This is a genomic window from Rhodohalobacter sp. SW132, from assembly GCF_003390325.1.
Lineage (GTDB): Bacteria > Bacteroidota > Rhodothermia > Balneolales > Balneolaceae > SW132.
In genome coordinates, this window is sequence record NZ_QUOK01000002.1 from 271,686 (window position 1) to 292,406 (window position 20,721).

Genomic DNA, 20,721 nt, shown 5'->3' on the forward strand with positions numbered 1-20,721 from the left:
CACTTAGAATGCAATTCATATGAACATAAAATCTACCATTACAACGAGTCTGTTTATGTTGATGTTTCTGGTGGCTTTCTCCACCAGTGCATTTTCGCAAACGGTTATCAATCAAAACGGTGATTTTTCCGATGCTACGGAAGGTCAGACTGATGAGATAACCAACTGGCTGCTTGAAGGCACAGATCATGCTGATTTCGAAGTTGTTACTGATCCGGATGATCCAAACAATCTTGTACTTCAGGTAACCCTCACTGATATTGACGGTATCAATGCCTGGGCTGTACAAGCAATGAATACCGGCACTATGTTTACTGAAGGCGAAGATTATCAGGTATCGTTCAGAGTTCGTGGTGATCAGGATGGTACTATTCAGCTTGATGCCGGTGACGGCGGCCAGCTATGGGGGCAGCAAATAACCGGTGGTGAATGGCATACGCTTGAAACCGGAGTATTTACTCCTACGGAAGATAATGACGGGGAACGTCTCATTGCTATTCACTTCGCTCATGAGAACAATGCCGACGAATATGTTTTTTATATCGATGACATCCAGGTAGTTCACCATGAATCGGATGACAATGGTAATGGTGATAATGATACCGATCCTGTCACAGAAATTGTAAATGTAAATGGAGATTTTACCGGTGCTGAAATTGGTCAAACAACCGGGATTACAAACTGGGTTTTGGAAGGCAGTGATCTTGCTGACTATGAAGTGATTGCTGATCCGGACAATGCTGATAATAGAATCCTTCAGGCAACAATTACGAATATTGAAGGAGCGGAGAATCCATGGAATATCCAGCCGCTGCATGTAGATGTTCCCATGGAAGAAGGTGAAGAGTATATAATAACCGCTCGGATAAAATATGACAATGCCGGCGGAGGTTCAGCCGGATCGGTAAGCGTGGATGCAGAGGGAGATCTGCCTGCAGTTTACGGCAGAGATATTTCGAGTGGTGAATGGGAAGTAATTGAGCTGTCACCATTTACTGGAGATGCAGATAGATTATTTCAAGTCGGTATTCACCTTGGAGCTGCTACGCATGCCAATGGAGATATCCTTTACATAGATTACCTGCTGGTAGAGAAGGTTGAAGAAGCAGATGACAACGGTGACAATGGCGAAAACGGTGAAGATGACGAATCATTAGCTCCGAATCCTCCTCACGCGATTGGGGACATCATTAATTACAATGGTAGTTTTCAGCATTCAGAGTTAGGCGAAACGGAACCGGTTTCCTGGACCGTTACTGCAAATGCTGGTTCGCAGGTTGCAGTAGTAGACGATGCTGCCGATGAAGATGGGCGTGCATTGGAATTCAATGTTAACCATACAGGAAATACAAACTGGTATGAAAATGAAGTGGTAAACGAACCCATTCATGTTCTTGAGGGTGATATCCTTCGAATGACGGTATCACTGAAAGCCGATACTGATGATCGGATTGCAAGGTTTTACCTTGGTATGCCGGAAAGTGGAGGGTGGGAACGAGCCCGTGGATGGGACACACCCGAATTGAGTCTGACAGATGAGTGGCAAGAGTTTACTTTTGAACACACGGTAACAGCCAACAATGCTACCCACGGTATGAGAGCTGGCATCGAATTCAATTCTGCAGTGAATGATGAAGCTACAATTCTTATTGACAATCTCCAGGTTGAGAAAATTGGTGTCGGAGAAGCCCAGCAGCGGGTACCTGTAATTGTTGAGGCTGAATCAGGTGAGTTAGGCGATGAATGGGAAGTTCTTGAAGATGGCGGCACAACCTACATCGTAATAACAACCGATTTTAATGAGACAACCGGCTCAGCTGCATATCCCGGTGAAAATCGTACCGCATCATATACTGTTTCATTTCCTGCAGAAGGGGATTACGACCTGTACGCTCGGGTACGGGTAGGGGCAGGAAATTTTGATGACGACAGCTTTTTTGAACCACATGGTTTTGGTGAAAAAGATCCGTCAAATGCGGAAGACTGGTTTAATGTGAATGGCCTTGCCGCCGCAGGGTATGATGATCCGGATGCAGTCGTTCGTGATGCAGGGGGCCTCGGCAGCGAAGTTTGGAAATGGGTAAATGTTTCCCGCAATGCATTTCAGGGGGATACTACTCAAACCTTTACTGTAGAAGGCGATCTTACCAAAATATTCCAGATTGGTGCCCGTGAAGATGGTCAGGAGATCGATAAGTTTGCTTTCGGTAAGTCTGATCTTTATTTCACGGTTGCCAACCTGGACAACATGGAAGCCGGTTCAGATACCGATCCGCGTGATATACCTGTTCATACCGCTCCAATTGCCGATGGCAAAGAAAAATGGCTGGGGAACATTTACAGCAGTTCTCAGATTGAGGATTTCGAAGTGTACTGGAACCAGGTTACCGCTGAAAACGCCGGTAAATGGGGAAGTGTTGAAAGTAGCCGGGGTAATTACAACTGGACTGAGCTTGATGCTTCTTACAATCTTGCTAAAGACAATGGTTTCCCATACCGTTTTCATATCCTTACCTGGGGTGGACAGCAGCCTGACTGGATTAACGATCTGAGCACAGAAGAACAACTTGTAGCCATCGAAGAGTGGTATGATGCTGTTGCTGAGCGATATCCAGACATGGAATATGTGGAAGTGGTAAATGAAGGTTCTAACGGGCACCAATTACCGGACGGACAAAGCGGAAGTGCCAATTACATTGAAGCTTTAGGCGGAACCGGTGATACCGGCCACGACTGGATTATCACTGCTTTTGAAATGGCGCGTGATCGATTTCCAGAAAGCAAACTAATGATCAATGATTATAATATTGTATGTAGTCATTCCGTCAGCTGGTGCTCTAATAATGCCGTGAATTATCGCAATATCATTGAGGACCTTATGGAACGGGACTTAATTGATGTAATAGGTGTTCAGGCCCATGCATTCTCTACAATGGGATCAACAGAACAAATAATCAATTCATTAGATTATTTAGCTGAGACGGGCTTGCCAATTCAGGCTACTGAAATGGATATCGATGGAGCGCCGGGTGAATCAAATGAGGAGTCGGATCAGGCGCAGCTTGAAAATATGCAACGCATATTTCCGGCATTCTGGGAGCATCCGGCAGTAGAGGGTGTAACGTTCTGGGGCTGGAGGCCCGGACTCTGGCGTCAGGATCAGGATGCTTTTCTTATCAGAAGCTCAGGTGTTGAACGGCCCGCTCTTACATGGCTCAGAGAATATGTTGAAGAAACGGATCTAAGTGTTTCAAATGAAATAGTAGAAGGAGAGTCTCCTATGCAGTTTAGACTCTACGACAACTACCCGAATCCGTTTAACCCAACAACACAGATACGGTATGATATTGCCCGTACCTCTGACGTATCCGTTCGGGTATATGATGTGCTGGGACGACAAGTGCAGACACTTGTTAACACGCAGCAATCACCCGGTACATACACACTCACATTTGATGCGTCTAACTTGTCATCTGGTGTGTATTTCTATAGAATACAAACGGACTCTTTTGTAGATGTAAAACAAATGATGCTGGTTAAATAAAGTTGCGCAAAATCCAGTAATTCTATGTTGTGATGAAAGCCTGTTCCCTGGTACGGAATGGGCTTTTTTATTGGCCAAATAATAAGAACACAGAATCATTTTTTATTCTCAAAAATGCGTAATACAGTGAGGGAAATCACCTGATCATAGCCATGATTCTTGCAAAAAAATCAATTCATTTCATTTAATATTAAATAAAAGTCTTATGCCAGGTTGAACTAATGGTCAAATAGAGGGATTTCTATGAAATATCTGTCTCTTGTAAAATCATAATTAACAATTAATTAACATATCAAAAATCACGGATCGCATTTCAATATTGTTTAAATCATAGAAAACAACGGCCTCATATGTACGATGAGCAAAATTTGCTCAAAATATCTCATATATTGCTCAAAAAACATTTCATTAATACTTTCCATTTGATATATTCAATAAAGGATGAAAGCGCTTTTTAGCGCTAGTGATTTTAACCTAAACAGATCATCATGGCAAAAAAGTTTACAGAAATTATTTACATACTTTTTCTATTGGTATTTGCTCTTTTTAGTACCGCATCATTTGGGCAAGATACCGGTGATATAAGAGGTACAGTAACTGATGCAGTTACAGGAGAAACACTCATTGGAGTAAACCTGATGATTGAAGGCAGCAGTCAGGGAACCGCAACAAATGTATCTGGTGAATATGTTATAAGGAGAGTGCCTGCCGGAACTCATAACCTTGTTGTAACATATATAGGTTATCAAAGGATTGTTGAAGAAATTGAGGTAACAGCAGGCGAAACGCTCGAGGTCGATTTCGTAATGCAGGAGATGGCACTTGAAGGTGCGGAGGTAGTTGTTACCACTCAGGCAAGAGGACAGCGAAGTGCAATTAATGAGCAAATTAGCTCACGTTCTATAACGAACGTGGTATCGGCTGACAAAATTCGTGAATTGCCCGACGACAATGCAGCCACAGCTTTGAGTCGACTCCCCGGAATTTCTCTTCAGGATGGGGATAAAGTTGTTATTCGTGGAATGCAGGCAAGATATAACCAGGTAATGGTGAACGGTGTTTCATTACCGAGTACAAGTGACGGAGATCGTTCTACGAACCTCGGATTTATCTCATCGAACATGCTTGCAGGAATTGAGGTAACAAAGGCTCTGCGCCCCGATATGGATGCAAATTCACTTGGAGGTGTTGTGAATTTGAGACTTCAGGAAGCACCTGAGGGAGTCAATTCGGATGTGATGCTACAGGGTACATATAACACCCAGGATCAAACATCCCGTAACTATCAAACATGGGCCAGTGTAAGCAATCGTTTTTTTGAAAACAGACTCGGCGTTTTTGTGCAGGGAAATGCTCGGCGTTTTGATGGCGGGGGGGAATCTGCAAGCGCTACATGGGAACGATTGGGTTCCGATCCAGGGTATGGGCTTGCTCCCTATGGAATGTCGGAATTTACATTTCGTGATAATATCAGCGTAACGGAAGAGTATGGCGGTAGCGTACTGATGGATTACAGAATTCCAACAGGCTCGATTAAATTGCAGAACACCTACGCGTATACTGAATTGGATCAATTTAGCCATTTCGACCATTTGCTTCTTGGCAATGGCGGGCGACAGGTGCGTGCTGAAAGGGATAACAACAATCGTCATCTGCTGGTAAACGCACTACAGGTTGAAAGTGATTTCGACATCTTTAAAGTAGATTTTGGCGTATCTCACTCTGCAAGTCAAAAAGAGACCGGCCTTAGATATGCTATAGAGTTTCCTATAAGTAATGCATTTCCATCCTTTGGGGAATCACAAAGACGTCAGCTAACACCAGCAGATATCTATGATATCACATTTGATGAAGATAGATTTTCTGCAATGACGGCTGGCAACGGTTCAACCCGGGATGAATATTTTCAGGAGAGGCAAATTGTTGCAAACCTAAATGTTACGGTCCCCGTACAGATTACAAGGAACATTAGTGGTGATTTTAAAACGGGTGCAAAAGTAAATTACCTTTCCCGGGAAAATGATGTGACACGCTATTTTGCCAGGCTTTCTGAAGGCAGTAATAATGCCGCTGCAGCTGATTTTCTTAGCAGCATAGGTGTATCAAACCCTAATTCTGCATTGCGTTTTACTGATTTTCAGGATCAGGTATACCCCACCGGTCGGGGGTCTTATTTCCTGCAGGGTGATTACAGGCTCAATCAGGTGATACGATCAGACTATATGGATCAGTATATGACTCTTGCTCCTACAGGCTGGGGTTCACCACACGTACCGGATTCCCGGCGGTTTGACTATGATGCAAATGAAACCCTTTCTGCTGCATATGTTATGGCTGATTTGGATATCGGATCTCGCCTTTCCCTGCTTTTTGGTGCACGGTACGAACACTTTAATATGGATTATGAGGGCAGCTTTGTTCTTCAAACTCAGTTTACAGGGCAAGGCCAAACTGACCTGACCAATCCTGAGCTTGATACTCTGAATACCGCAAACCGGAGTGTAGATCATTTTCTCCCGAATCTACAGTTAAGATATAAATTTACAGATTGGCTGGATTTGCGTCTTGCTTATACACGAACTCTTTCCCGGCCGAACTACAATCAGTTAATGCCATCTATCTTTATTGCCAGCGATGGTGGCACTGGAGATGCAGGTAACCCAACTCTTGAACCGACAGTATCTAATAATTATGATGCGTATCTATCTATATACGAAAATAGAATAGGACTCTTTACAGTTGGTGGATTTTACAAGCATGTTGATGGTGTTATTCTTTCGAATCAATTCCAGCGAAGAAATTTACCCGAAAACATTGTTTGGCCCAGTGAGGATTCAGGACTGCCAAGAGCACGCGAAACAGATTTAATCACCACGTTTAGTAACAACCCAAATCCTGCACATGTGTACGGACTTGAGTTTGAATGGCAAACCATATTTTGGTATCTGCCAAGGCCACTCGATTCAATGGTATTAAATGTGAACTATACGAGAACCTGGTCTGAAATGGATTACAGACAAATTAGAAATGTTCGACAGGGTTTTGACCCAATCGATTTCCAGCCAATACTCGTTGAACAAGACACCGCAAGAAGCGGGCGACTCGAACAGCAGGGGAACCATATTGTGAATGTGGCACTTGGCTCCGACTACAGAGGTTTTTCCGGACGGATCTCCTTCAGAATGCAGGCTGATGTATTAACAGGTCTCGCGACACGCCCTGAGCTGGATACTTTTACCGGAAACATCTATGGATGGGATTTTACAATCCGTCAGCAACTACCGTTAGAAGGCTTGAGTCTGTTCCTGAATGGCATGAATATAACTCATTCTCCCACTGAAAATTTCCGGGAATTCCGAAGAGAGTCCGACGGAGAGGTATTGTCTAATTTAAGCGCCTTTAATTACAATCCGAGAAGATTTGAGCTCGGTATCAGATACAGTTTTTAACGACATCAATCAACCCTAACCAATCAACCCAAACTAAGCTACCACAAGACAAAACAACCGATCAATAAATCAAATCAAAAAGAACACAGGTGAACCAAACATGAAAAAAGCACTACTACTATTACTGTTTATGAGTATGGCCGGTATGTACAATGCTATTCATGCACAAACTCTTATGGATTTTGTGGATGAAGTGCGCGGCGACACACTAGTCATTAAAAGTATTAACGATTTGGGAGAACCAAACTCACTAATCGATGCCATGGATTTAGACGTGGATGCACCTGAAGGAAGGGTGTATGAACTTAAAAGAGGAAACTCTTATTTGCAAGACCGGGGGCCCTACAATCTTCCGACTGATCGTAAAACCCGTATAGTTGGCGAACAGATGGGTTCCATCGTAACTGAAGGAGGAGACCGCCCGCCACGAATTGCAGGAACTGTAGATGCTGAAGGAAGCCCGCAGGGTTTCAACTTTCTGGGTGTCCAAAGCGACTTCGAACTTAAGAATGTAGCGGTTCACGTAGGTGCATCTGACGGTACAGAAGAATGGTTTGCTTTTGAAATGACCGGTAATAACCTTGATGTAACCTTCGAAAATGTTCTGATGGAACATAATTCCTGGACCTTCATTCAGTCTAATAATGGTGAAAATAACAGCCTTACGATTCGCGACAGTTACTTTCTGAACATGACCGGATTAGCCGTCCGCAGAAATGGTGGTATTTACGACAGTGAAAACGAGCCGCTTCGAAAGCTTTTGGTTGAAAACTCAACCCACCTTCATGCTGCCGGTATGATGTATAAATTCAGGAATCACGCCCCTGACTCCGCTGTTTTTAACAGAAATACATTTGTAAATGCGTCAGGTCAGCTTTTCACAAGTATTGGATATGAGCACAACTTAACCGTTACTCATAACCTGTTTGTAAATAGTAATGTACAGGCGTATTATCCGGGTTTGGATGTTAACGAAACCGATCAGGACTTTTTACCGCATGGGATCATCAACCTGAATCACCTGCCGGATGGAAGTGATGTTGCAGACAATGAACGTAAAGTACTGGTTGCTCATAACGGTGTATTCTGGGATGATCAGCTGGATACCATAGTCGAAACCCTGAATGCTGAAAACGTTCCCTGCCCCGGGGATGAAGGAGAATCCGAATGCCAGGAGGGTGGACAATGGATGACTCAGATGATTACAATGAATAGCAGAACCCAGGAGATTTTCGACGATAATGATCGGTATCCGTACATTAACGAAGCAAACTGGGTGATGGCTGGTGACCCTCAGTTTACCGATCACGGTGGATTAATGACTACTGCACTGGATGATGTAATTGAGTGGGCAATTAATACTGCCGGCCCCGGAAACACGACTCTGATGGCCAAGTGGAGAACTCCTGGCAATGAAGCACAAACCGGAGAAGGACAGAACTTCTTCAACTTTGACTGGCCAGTAGCAGCGGACCTTTCGTATTCCAATACGGATTATTACAATGCAGGTGGCCTGAATCGTTTTCCAATTGGTGATCTTAACTGGTTTCCAGACTATAAAGCTCAATGGGTAGCGTTGCGTGATGATGAGTATGCCCAATTAGGTGAAGCTCTGAACACAGGGAATATCCCCGTTTCTACCGAGTCTGTTGTTCAGGATCGCCCAACTACGATTGAGTTGAAACAAAACTATCCGAATCCGTTTAACCCATCAACTGTAATTGAGTATACACTTGCTCAAACTCAGGAAGTTACTCTTGAGGTGTTTGATGCGACCGGACGAAAAGTGGCTACCCTTGTTGACAATAACGTGCAACAATCCGGTACACACAATGTACGTTTCAATGCAAGCAACTTAAGCAGTGGTATTTACTTCTACCAACTCACTGCAGGAAATCAAATGTTGACAGGAAAGATGACACTTATCAAATAATTGTCTGATTTCTTCCGTTAGCATGATATGTTTATTGCCCCGATTATAATTCATAATCGGGGCTTTTTTTATATTATTGAATACATCACACAGCAGAAATAAATGTTCAGGAAGCACATGAAATTTTCCTTTTCAATTCTAAAGCCGGCTCTCTATTTAACCGCAATTTCCGCACTTTTTTTGTTATCCTGCAATGCTGAAAATGAACCAGTAAATGAGCATATCATCGTATCTGTTGATGATGATTACTCCCTTTATTTTCCGTATATCCAAACATTTTACTCAAATCATGAATTTGGTGCCCGGTACCCTGATAGTGAATTTAAAGGATATGAAGAGGCAATTGATTACCTGGTTACAAATCATTTAATGTTCGTTGATTTTTTTGAAAAAGAGATGCACCGTGATCCTGATCTGGAATATGAATTGGCAAGGATCATAAATGAAGATTTAGAGAATGTATATTTTGAGGAACAATACCTGTCTGACTATATCAACGAAACGTCAATCAATCGCTACTACCAGGGGATGCAGAAAGAGATTCAATTCAGCCAGATTGTTCTTCCTGTTCAGTCCCAGTCGGCTGAATCAAGACAAGAACTGGATGATGTCATAGAGGATATACTTGATGCGATTTCAGAGGGTGAAGATTTTAGCCGGTTAATGAACCTCTATTCCAGAGAAGACAGAATTGCAGGAACTCAAAGTGGAACCCGTGTACTTCGCGGTGATCGGGACAGAACAACGCCGTTGTTTTCTCAACTATATAACTTAAATGAAGGCGATGTAAAAGTTCTGGATACCGGTGCTTCGCTGCTTGTGGTTCATATTGACAGAGTTGACCGGATCGATGCACCACCGCTTGAAAATGTAAGAAATGATATACTTCGCAACCTAAGGAATATTCATTACAACGATATATATGTAGAATTTGAAAATGATAAAAACCGTATCGTAAATAAAGAAAATGCAGATTGGAATGAGGAGGCATTGGAGAAACTTACAACATGGTCTGCTCAGCCCGAGTTTTTTACTGAACAATATCAAACCGTGATACAAGATGAAATTTCAGCCGATCGGGATATTGAAATTCTTTCCTATAACAATTCAACGGTTTATCTCAGCGACTACCTTAGAATACTGGATACCATTCTGATTCCTCAGCGGTCAAGGGGAATGAACACCGAACAAATGAAAAACTTTTTAGTTGAAGCCGTTCAGAAAGACGCTATCGTAAAAAAAGCCCGTGAGATGGGACTTGATGAAAACATCTTAAATGCAAATCGTCAGAATCCGGCATTGAGGAGTCGCATAATTCAGATTTATGATCGTGAAATCATTGAATCACAAATTCCTGAAGCAACCGATGAACGTATTGCAGAATTTTATGAAACCAATCGTGACTCACTCTTTTGGGAACCCGCAAAGGTAAATCTCTTCGTGCATTTTTATGACACCAGGGATGAAGCCGAAGCCGCATGGTCACGATACCAAAACGGGGCAGAGTTTGAAAATCTTGAATCCGGCTATTCTGTACGAACTTTCATCATAAACAGAGAAGGCAATATTGAGTCTTTTATGAGAAGGGAAACCCCATACCTGGGCGAAGCAGCATTCAGTATTGATCAGGGTGAAGTAGATGGACCAGTTGAATTTACTCACGACCAACATGGACAACAGTTTGCAATCATAAAAAGCGCGAACAGAGAAGAGGAAAGAATTCTTGAAATTGCGGATGTTGAAAACCGCATTGACAGAATGTTCCGTGAATATCACAGAAAAGAAATTTTAAGCCAGGTTAAGGCTGATCTCTGGGATCGGTATCCGGTTACGATCTATAAAGATAACCTGCAGCGGAATATAGCTGAACTTTGAGATTATTCAGGTAAATATATTTCAAAAAAGGACAGATTTACATTTCAATTTCTCAATTGATTAACAAAGAAAAGAGCCCTATTTCTAAATCAACAATCAAGTTCTATGAAAAAAATAGTTACAATCTGCTTATTAAGTATAGTATTGCTGATCTGTTTACCAATGCTTGTCTATTCACAATCCGGTAAAACATTTATCAACCCGATCATACCGGGAGATCACCCTGATCCAACTCTTACCAAAATCGGGAATTATTTTTACTCATCCGGCTCTTCGTTTAATCCTACTCCAAAAATCTATCGCTCAACCGACCTTGTGCACTGGGAAGCCATCGCTCAGCCTGTAAAAGCATCCTGGTCTACCTATGGCGATCAGCCGGGCGGAGGTGCCTGGGGCGGCCATACAGTTTATCATCACGGAAAATACTGGCACTATTTCGGCCGTGGAGGAGGGAACATGTATTTTGTAACTGCAAATGCACCTACAGCCGGCTGGAGTGATCCGGTTGAACTCCAGCGTTTCGGAAATCTACCGCCATATGGTGTGGATAACTCAATATTTATAGATGAAGAAACCGGAAAGTGGTACCTGTTAACAAAAGCAGGGCACGAAAATAATCACATGATTGAGTTAGGAGAAAATGGTCAGCCGACAGGCGAATTTCTCGATCTTACCTGGTTGAATCCCGATGATGAAGGTCTTCCGTATGGATGGGCTGAGGGACCCGTAATGTGGAAACATAATGACTTTTATTACTACAGTTTCGCTGAACATCTGGTGGGTGAGCAGTACGTGATGCGTAGTGATACCTTAACCGATAATCCCGATGATTGGGAAATTATGAGTGGTAACATGTACTACGGCTCAAGGGGTACATTCGATCGTCCCAATCATATTTCACCGGCTGTAACTCTGGATGATGGTACAAGCTGGGCGATCGGCCACAGCTATCACACAAACAACAACTGGCAGGCCCAGGGAAGGCAAGGTCTGCTCCATGAAATTACGTACGAAGACGGCTGGCCCCGAATTGAATTTCCGCCTTCTCACGAAACAGACGCACCCAATCTGCCGAACATAAACAATATTCCATGGATGGTGCCGAAATCTGATATGTTCAATACGGCCAGGTTAAACCCTGCATGGTCCGTTTTAGGATATACTCCGGATGGAATGATCTCTTTATCTGACCGCGCAGGCTGGGTGAGACTTGAACCCCATAACAACTACACAAGTCTGATACAGAATGATGGCGAACATCAATACTCAGCTATCACACGTGTTGATTTTGAGCCCGATGCGGATTCCGATCAGGCCGGTTTATGGATCATCAACGGGCCACAGAATCTATCGGTCAGAGTATACAGCTCAGCCAATGCACAAGGCGATCCAATTCTTGGATTTCGTTTTGATGACACCGTTTATGAAGTGGAAAATACGGTGGGTTCTGCTGTATGGCTGAAATTGATCCGTAATGATCACACGGTATCGGGCTATTTCAGTGATGACGGGGATAGCTGGACCCAGATCGGTGAGGAGATCAATGCTATTGAGTTGGGACGTCATCAGAATGATTTCAATGATTTTACCGGCAATCAGCAAGGATTATTTGTAGAAGGAAAAGCGGCATTTTTCGATCTCTACGTATATCGTGATGCTTATACGGAAATTATGGGAAGAAAACCTGCAAACTACTCGGGTGCCCGTCCATCAGGCTCAGGTTCCTTCCTTGGCTCAATTAGTAATGGGGACTGGGCGATGTATGCCGGTGTTCAATTTGGTACATCTTCTCCATCGAACTCCGGTGTGGATTACCAGAAATCTGCAAGACAGATTAACCTCACAGCTTCCAGCAATGGCCACGGCGGTGTTGCTGAGGTTTGGCTTGGCGGCATCGAAAACGGTGAAATGATTGCTGAAGTTCAGATTGAAGATACCGGGAGCAACGCCAGCTATTCGACCTTCAGTGCGCCTACTGCAAGAGATATCACGGGCAGCCATGATGTGTATCTGCGCTTTACAGGATCTGATGGTGTTCCTGAACTTTTCAGATTGCAAAGCTTATCGTTTTCCACTGAGATAACTACTTCCAGTGAGAGTATAGCAGACGGAACGAATCCAAGAGAGTTCAGGCTTCAGCAGAATTATCCAAATCCTTTTAATCCTTCAACTGTCATTACATATCAATTACCGGCAGGTGATCAGGTTTCACTGAAAGTATTTGATATGCTTGGCCGTGAAGTGGCGACACTGGTTGACGGCATGGTTTCTTCCGGTGAACACAGGGTTACATTTGATGCATCAAATCTTACCAGCGGGATGTATATCTACCGCCTGCAGGCAGGGGAGAGAGTACAAACCAGGAAAATGATGCTCATCAAATAGAAGTGCTTCAATATGAATATGAAAAGCCCGACTGGCATTTGCCAGTCGGGCTTTTTTTATGTTCAATTTTATCTGTTTATATAGTAGAAAGAGTAGGTTATTTGATTAACGTCATCTTTTTAACATCTCTGTAATTTCCGGCTCGGATTTCATAAAAATAGATTCCGGTTGATAAATTTGACGCATCAAACCGTATGGTATGGCTTCCTGCCGTTTGCCGACTATTTACAAGTGTTTGAATTCGTCTGCCCGTTACATCATACACGTGCAGTGTAACATCGGTTGCAGCCGGAAGCGTGTATGAAATCGTAGTTGCCGGGTTAAACGGGTTTGGATAGTTGTTTTTTAAATCGAATTTTTGAGGTTGTGTATCGGTGATATCTTCAGTGCTGACGTTCAGTTCAACATTTGCTGTATCAACATAAGCTCTCAGCCATTCGAGGGCCGGCCGTTCCTCGCCGTTGTTTCGAACCAGGAATGCATCCTGATCTTGTCGCCACAATCCGGGTCTCCATCCCCAGAACGTAACACCTTCCACTGCAGGGTGCTCCCAGAAAGTTGGGAAAATGCGCTGCATATTTTCAAGTTGTACCTGATCAGATTGTGCTTCAGTACCACTCGGATATCCATCGATATCCATTTCTGTGGCTTGAATTGGTAAACCGGTCTCAGCCAGCAGATCCAGTACGGATGTCATTTGAGCACGAGTTCCCACAGTTGAGAATCCATGGGCCTGAACGCCAATCACATCAATTAAGTCCCGATCTATCAGGTCATCTATAATTTGTCTGTAATTTGCAGCGTTTTGGGTATTCCAGGTATGACTGCTTACGATATTATAATCATTGATCATTAGCTTACTGTTGGGGAATCGCTCTCGGGCCATTTCAAAAGCCGTAATGATCCAGTCATGTCCGGTTTCACCGGTTCCGCCCAAAGCTTCAATATAGTTGGCAGAACCGCTTTGTCCGTCTGGTAATTGGTGACCACAGCAGCCCTCATTGACCACTTCCACATATTCCATGTCTGGATATCGCTCAGCAACGGCATCATACCACTCTTCGATAGCTACAAGCTGCTCTTCTGTGCTCAGATCGTTAATCCAGCCAGGTTGTTGTCCACCCCAAGTTAGGATGTGAAATCGGTAGGGAAACCCATTGTCTCTGGCAAGATTATAGGAGGCATCAAGCGCTCCCCAATTATAATTGCCACGGGTTCCTTCTACGCTGCCCCATTTACCGGCATTTTCAGCCGTTACCTGGTTCCAGTAGTATTCGAAGTTTTCTGTTTGTGCAGGACTGTAGATGTTCCCCAGCCATTTCTCTTTACCCTGAGCGATCGGGTCCTGGGGTTCAACAGGCGAAATGGGAGGGATCGGTGAACCAGCTTCGCCATTATCCAGATTTTCTACAGTGTAGTAAAAATCGGAGAGGCCAAAGGCAATTTTATCAATTCTGAATCCGTCCTCGCTTGCACCAATTTGAAAGGTATAGGTTAGGTTTTCGGGATCATCTACAATAAACGTATCCGCAGGTGCACTTTGATAACCGTTTTTCGTGAAATTCACCCACTTCCAGACTTCAGACCCGAGGCCGCCCGCTTCTCTTACTACATCATCCGGCATATTAAAACCAGCAGCTGCAAGCCCGTTTATTGCCTGCCAGTCATCCGGATTATCAGGTGATTTCTCGCCAAATCCACGTGGAGTGAACCAGCTGTCATCGTCAAAGGATTGGGAGCCAACGTATACCCTTGCAAAAAGATCGTAATTTCCGGTATCAGGGAAGGTGATTTCGTAGGTAATGGTTCGGTTTTCCCCGGGAAATGTTCCGGAGCCGGATGTTTCGCTTATATCTGTTGTAATTTCAACATATGTGCTTCCATCATCGGCATCGGTATCTGTAATCCATTCGCTTCCCAATTCACCTGATTCGGCATCAAAAACCAATGGAATTCCAATAATCTTCGGATGGGTGATACTTACACTATCTAAATAGATAGTTTTTCCAATATTCTCTTCAAAACTGAAATGCATTGGAGCGCGGAGCGTATCGGCTCCGTTGGGTGCTGTAAAATTAAAACTAAACTCCTGCCATTCTGTAGTCAGCGATACATCATTGCTTCCTACCCGACCAAGTTCCATAAAGTTATTGTTAGGGTCGTGAACGGTGAAGTTTGCTGTGCCACCTGCTTCTGACGATTTTGCCCATAAAGATACGGTATACGTCAACCCTCCAATAACAGGAACGCCTTCGTTTACAGCGCCAAGACTATACTCTTCGGAACCTGTACTTTCAACGGTAACAGCCAGGGCCCGGTTTCCATCTTTAGTGACACTATCAACAATTGCGTAAGTGCCAGCTGCGCCATCATCCAGTACAAAGAATTGCCACCCTTCAACAGCGGCTGTATCCCCGGATGTGGTTACCTCAGACAGTTCGAAACTGCCATTCGTATTTACGATTACGTCCTGCTGGGCATAAATTTTTTCGGAGATACCGCTAATCGATACCAGCAACAATCCCAACACAAAACAAAGAGTGACTTTTGTAAATTTGTATCTATATATATGTTCCATTGAGCAATGATTTTTTGATTATGATGATTTTTATTATGATTTAAATAAAAGTTTCGAGAAGAGATAAAGATCATTTTTCCAAACATCGAAATCATGGTCGCCCGGTTCTTCATAATAGATATGGGGTACCTGATGTTCTTCTAAATACTCATGGGTACGCCTGCTTACATGGAGCAGATTATCATCAACTCCACAGGAAATCCATAGCAGGTTTAACTTCTCTTTTGCAGCATCCGGATTGGGAAGCAGCTCTTCAGGTTCTTTTGTGTTTGGTGCCGAAGAAAATCCACCCACCCATGCAAACATATCAAGATTGCCAAGACCAAAATTTAAAGATTGACCGCCTCCCATTGACAGCCCGGCCAGTGCACGATACTCACGATCCTGGATAACGGGGTAGGTTTCCTCAACAAAAGGAATGAGGTCGGTGAGCAGATCCTGTTCAAAGCGTGCAAATGCCTCTATTTTCTCTTGTTCGAAAGGATTCCCGATGGCGCGGTCATCTTCCATTGCTCGTCCGTTTGGCATCACTACAATCATAGGCTCCAGTTCGCCTTCGGCGTAAAGGTTGTCGAGAATAATCTGAGGTTTCGCGTTATTCAGCCACTCTTCTTCATCACCTCCAATACCATGCAGTAAATAGAGAACCGGATATTGCTGATTTTCGGAATATCCGGGGGGTGTGTAAATATTTGCTTTCCTTTTTGTTCCCACCGTTTCTGATTCATACTCCACGGTTTCAATTACGCCCCGCCCGATGTTGGCAGTTTCTACATCAAAACCTTCCGGTGCCTGTTCAATGGACTGCTGTGAATAAGCATAATCGCCAAACAGAAACAAAAGGATTATAAAAGTAAAAATAGATGTTAGGTTCACTTTATCTTTATTCATCATCTGGATTATTTATTTCATTTTAGTGTTTAAATACTGAAGCGGACAACAGTACCGGATATTTAAAGCTGAGATATTTCTTGCGAGAAAATTGGTGATGTTCTTCGGGTAAAACTAAGACAGTCTGCTATGGCGTAAACAGGGTGTTGTTCACCCTGAAATAGTCAAAATCCACATATCCGCCAGTATTTTCGGTTGCGTAGCTAAAGAGTGCAAAACGGTACCCCATAAAATGGGGCAGAGTGTAAGCCATATTCAGCAGTTCTCCCGCCGGGTTCCAGATATCGCCATCCAGGCTGTAAAAGAAAAATGCTTCGTCAATTCTGTCTTTAAAATTGAATGAAATTTTCAAATACACGTGATCCTCATCTATCAAAATTCGCTCCTTTTCATCATAAGAGTCCGAATCACCTTTAGCCATCACAAGATATTTTTGATCATCGTCCATGGCTATTCCAATAAACCCATAGTTTTCCTGGAGGGCACCGAGGCCTGCATAATCACCATTTTTCATGTTGCTGATATCTATTCGAACGGTGCCTGTACATTCGGGGCCAAAGGTTCGCTGAGTGAGAGTATTCTTAGTGTCAAGGAATCCTGAATCTACAGCACCGTTTGTAAGCCTGAGATAACCGGGCCGGTCGGTCAGTGACCAGTACTCTTCAACCGGGTTGTGATTCCACTGCCAGACCAGGGGAAGCCCGTTTAGAACTGAATCCATCGATCTGTTTTCATTTTCTTCAGCGGGCACAACAAACTCATCGGATGCCACAATCCCTGAAATCCCACGTACTTCCGTATCGATATCAAGATGCAACGGAGCGGTTCCGTTATCGCCAAACAGGGGCCACCCATCATTCCACCGAATAGGCACCAGATAAGGTGTTCGTCCGACTGCTCCGTTATCCTGAAACAAAAAAGCGTACCAATCACCTTCAGGGGTGTCGATTAAGCCACCCTGTGCTATTCCCTGATCCTGTAAGGCAATTTTTCCGTTATATTCTCCGAATAATGAGTCGGAGCGATAAATCAATTGGGTACGCATGCTTTCCTGCGGCCATGTGATGAGCGAGACATAGTACATGCCGTCAATTTTCTGAAGATGAGCACCTTCGGCGGGAACAATAAAATCATCCCCTGCAATTGCATCTGCTTCAGGTATTAATATCTGGTCCATACCATCTTCTTTGATGGCGGTGACATCGGCAGTGAGCTCTATGATTCTAATATCGCTCGTATCGTATATCAGGTAGGCACGCCCATTTTCAAAAAAGAGAGAGGGGTCATGATAAACCGTATCCATTGTATGTCTGTCCCATGAGCCAGATTCAATATCATCCGTTTGAAAGATGTAGGTTTTGTTTGTGGTATAGGAAAACGTGACCAGGTAAAAAGTTCCTTCATGGTATTTAAGACTGCTTGCCCAGGAACCGCGGCCATACGTATTTTCACCATTTAGCAGTTTAGAGGCATCATTTTCAGCTAAAATGTCATAAACGTAATTCACAATTTTCCAATTGACGAGGTCTGTGGATTTCATGATCGGAACACCCGGATTCATGTGCATTGTAGTGCTGCTCATGTAATAGGTATCATCAACACGAATAACGGAAGGGTCCGGTACATCCGCCCAGATTACAGGATTTTGAGGGGCTGATTCGTCAGTTTGTGCATAAATTTCCGGTTGAATAAATAGGGACGCGAGTAGAAAGGAGCATATACTCACTAATGAAATCTCATATACTTTGTTCGTATCTCTCATGGCCATAAAACAAGTGGATTTTAATGGTTCCTTTAGTTCTCTGTTTAAATCAAACCCTGCTCGAAAAAATGTTAAAAAAAGCGCTTCCGTTTTTATATAAAAAAATATTAGAATACCTTAGTGAAAGTGTATTAATAACACTTATTAAAAACAAAAAATATTCCACTAATTTTCGATATTTCTTAAAATAATTTTAGAGAATTGCACTCTTAATTCGATGAACAGATAGTTGGATTAACCGTACTCATAATCTTCTGAATGAATAACTTCCGAAACAAAGCGTGGATACAGTTCAGACCTCTAAAAAAACCTTACCTCAATACTTTTATAATCACTCGGGGTATTTATTAAAAACTGAAACGGGTTGATAGTAATTTATGCCCACAAAATTCAATGGTGAAAAATGAACATACCTGCTACAAACAAAGCCCTCACATTTTTTAAGATGTCCGGCACATTTATAATCTGTCTTCTGATTTCATTTTTGAATCAATCTCCCGCTCAGGCACAAAGTGAACAAAATGTTATTATTTATGCAGACAGTACTGCGCAAATCATTCGCGGTTTTGGTGCCGCAAACATCGTAGGATGGTGGCCGGATATGACGCCCGGGGATGTGGAAAACGCCTTTGGTATGGAAGATGGCCAGCTTGGGATGTCGATCCTTCGGATACGGATCTCGCCAGACGAGAATCAATGGGGAGATAATCTACCCACGGCACAAATGGCCTACGATATGGGCGTTAAAGTAATTGCATCCCCGTGGAGCCCGCCTGCGGAAATGAAAACAAACAACGAGTTGATAGGAGGGAGCCTTCGACCGGATGCCTATGCCGATTATGCGGATCATCTGAACCGTTTTGCAGATTTTATGGAAGAGAACGGGGTACCGCTTTACGGAATTTCGATCCAGAATGAGCCCGATATTCAGGTGAGTTATGAGTCCTGCGACTGGACACCCGAAGAGATGATTACATTTCTGCGTGATCACGGAGATTCGATCGGCCCCAGAATTATCGCGCCTGAATCCTTTCAGTTTCTAAGGGAGATGTCGGATCCTATTCTGAATGATTCCCTTGCTGCCGCACAAGTGGATATTCTGGGCGGCCACATTTATGGAGGCGGAAACTTCCGATATCCGCTTGCTGAGCAAAAAGGCAAAGAGATCTGGATGACAGAATATCTTCTTAACCTCGGAACGGGAAATACGGGCGCTGATCCATGGAGTTCCTACAGTGAAGAGGAAGTATGGGATGAAACCCTAACAATGCTCAGTTCCATGCAGCGATCTATGAGGAATAACTGGAACGCCTACATCTGGTGGTATCTGCAGAGATACTATTCGTTTATCGGTGATGGGGATGAGGGAACGGAAAATGGCGAAATCTTAAAAAGAGGATACGCCTTTGCACACTTCTCTCGCTTTGTTCGTCCGGGATATCATCGTGTACATGCGAGTGTTCCTTTTGATGTTGGATTTACTCAGTTTTCAGCCACTGCGTATAAAGATATGGATTCGTCTCAATTGGTCGTAATTGCGGTAAATGGTGAGAATTCCGACAGGGAGTACACGTTTACGTTCCAGGATTCGGCACCATCACAAATCAGGCAATTTCAAACCAGTTTAACTCAGAACCTGGAACAGCTTGAAAATCCCGATCTTGATCCGGATGGCAGATCCTTTACGGCCACCATACCGGCAAGATCGGTCACCACGTTTGTAGGAGATGAGGTTCAGGCTGTTTCAAATAAGATTGATGAAAACAGGAACCGGCCGAATTCCGTGCAGCTGCGGCAAAACTATCCCAACCCGTTTAACCCGTCCACGACGATTCATTATCGATTAACTGAAGCCGGAAACATAACGCTGAAAGTGTTTGATATGACGGGACGTGAAGTGGCTACATTAACAAACGGAATACAAACCGCAGGTGATCACCGGATCTCTTTTGATGCTACAAATCTATCCAGCGGCATTTATATCTATCGATTGCAGGCCGGTGACAGGGTGCTGACCCGAAAGATGACGCTGATAAAGTAGGAGGTGAAAATTTTTGGTTAAAAACACATCAGATCTGCAATGTCTCAAAAAGACTTTGCAGATCTTTTCTAAGCCTAATTGAACAACCTGGCAGAGTACGAAGCGCAGCGTAGTTCCTGCAAGAGTTGTGTATTTCGAGGCGAGGAACTCGATGCAGCCCTTACAAAACCAGTTGTAACTCTGCCAGCAGCTCTCCGTCAGCCGACGGATCGTGGTCTTGCAGGTCACAGTTAAAGTCCTGCGGGCTCTGCCAGGAACCTCTC

At 43.6% G+C, this 20,721-nt stretch carries 8 protein-coding genes and 1 pseudogene; 6 read left to right on the top strand and 3 right to left on the bottom strand.

The genetic code is table 11. The features are described from left to right. The first annotated feature begins 19 nt into the window (after positions 1-19). From DYD21_RS05805 to DYD21_RS05825, 5 genes are all read left to right on the top strand, one after another. On the top strand, positions 20-3,544 hold the full coding sequence (locus DYD21_RS05805; RefSeq protein WP_116033977.1) for an endo-1,4-beta-xylanase: 3,525 nt from the start codon (positions 20-22) through the stop codon (positions 3,542-3,544). Positions 3,545-4,032: 488 nt separating this feature from the next. Next, entirely contained in the window at positions 4,033-6,993 is a 2,961-nt protein-coding gene (locus tag DYD21_RS05810; protein ID WP_116033979.1) for a TonB-dependent receptor, read from the top strand. Between the two features lie 100 nt (positions 6,994-7,093). Beyond that, positions 7,094-8,926 carry a T9SS type A sorting domain-containing protein gene (locus DYD21_RS05815; RefSeq protein ID WP_116033982.1) on the top strand — a complete coding sequence of 611 codons (1,833 nt, stop codon included), beginning with the start codon at positions 7,094-7,096 and terminating at the stop codon, positions 8,924-8,926. Positions 8,927-9,043: 117 nt separating this feature from the next. Beyond that, positions 9,044-10,801 carry a hypothetical protein gene (locus DYD21_RS05820; RefSeq protein WP_116033984.1) on the top strand — a complete coding sequence of 586 codons (1,758 nt, stop codon included), beginning with the start codon at positions 9,044-9,046 and terminating at the stop codon, positions 10,799-10,801. 105 nt (positions 10,802-10,906) lie between these two features. After that, positions 10,907-13,186, top strand: coding sequence for a family 43 glycosylhydrolase (locus DYD21_RS05825; protein WP_116033986.1), 2,280 nt, complete (start codon positions 10,907-10,909; stop codon positions 13,184-13,186). A 97-nt stretch (positions 13,187-13,283) separates the two neighbouring features. Here the strand turns inward: DYD21_RS05825 and DYD21_RS05830 are convergent, their stop codons facing one another. From DYD21_RS05830 to DYD21_RS05840, 3 genes and pseudogenes are all read right to left on the bottom strand, one after another. Beyond that, positions 13,284-15,764, bottom strand: a complete 2,481-nt coding sequence (locus DYD21_RS05830; RefSeq protein WP_116033989.1) for an endo-1,4-beta-xylanase — start codon at positions 15,762-15,764, stop codon at positions 13,284-13,286. Positions 15,765-15,803: 39 nt separating this feature from the next. Next, positions 15,804-16,655: pseudogene (locus DYD21_RS05835) on the bottom strand (alpha/beta hydrolase); the annotation flags it as partial. 127 nt (positions 16,656-16,782) lie between these two features. Further along, positions 16,783-18,417 (bottom strand): glycoside hydrolase 43 family protein, encoded by a 1,635-nt coding sequence (locus DYD21_RS05840; protein WP_116034598.1) that lies wholly within the window; start codon positions 18,415-18,417, stop codon positions 16,783-16,785. 403 nt (positions 18,418-18,820) lie between these two features. Here DYD21_RS05840 and DYD21_RS05845 point away from each other — a divergent pair, with 403 nt between their 5' ends. After that, positions 18,821-20,458, top strand: a complete 1,638-nt coding sequence (locus DYD21_RS05845) for a T9SS type A sorting domain-containing protein (protein WP_116033991.1) — start codon at positions 18,821-18,823, stop codon at positions 20,456-20,458. Positions 20,459-20,721: the final 263 nt, after the last annotated feature.

Bases quoted from the DNA above. Each gene is read 5' to 3' on its own strand.
- DYD21_RS05805 (WP_116033977.1), top strand. From the start codon at position 20: ATGAACATAAAATCTACCATTACAACGAGTCTGTTTATGTTGATGTTT.
- DYD21_RS05810 (WP_116033979.1), top strand. From the start codon at position 4,033: ATGGCAAAAAAGTTTACAGAAATTATTTACATACTTTTTCTATTGGTA.
- DYD21_RS05815 (WP_116033982.1), top strand. From the start codon at position 7,094: ATGAAAAAAGCACTACTACTATTACTGTTTATGAGTATGGCCGGTATG.
- DYD21_RS05820 (WP_116033984.1), top strand. From the start codon at position 9,044: ATGAAATTTTCCTTTTCAATTCTAAAGCCGGCTCTCTATTTAACCGCA.
- DYD21_RS05825 (WP_116033986.1), top strand. From the start codon at position 10,907: ATGAAAAAAATAGTTACAATCTGCTTATTAAGTATAGTATTGCTGATC.
- DYD21_RS05830 (WP_116033989.1), bottom strand. From the start codon at position 15,764: ATGGAACATATATATAGATACAAATTTACAAAAGTCACTCTTTGTTTT.
- DYD21_RS05840 (WP_116034598.1), bottom strand. From the start codon at position 18,417: ATGAGAGATACGAACAAAGTATATGAGATTTCATTAGTGAGTATATGC.
- DYD21_RS05845 (WP_116033991.1), top strand. From the start codon at position 18,821: ATGAACATACCTGCTACAAACAAAGCCCTCACATTTTTTAAGATGTCC.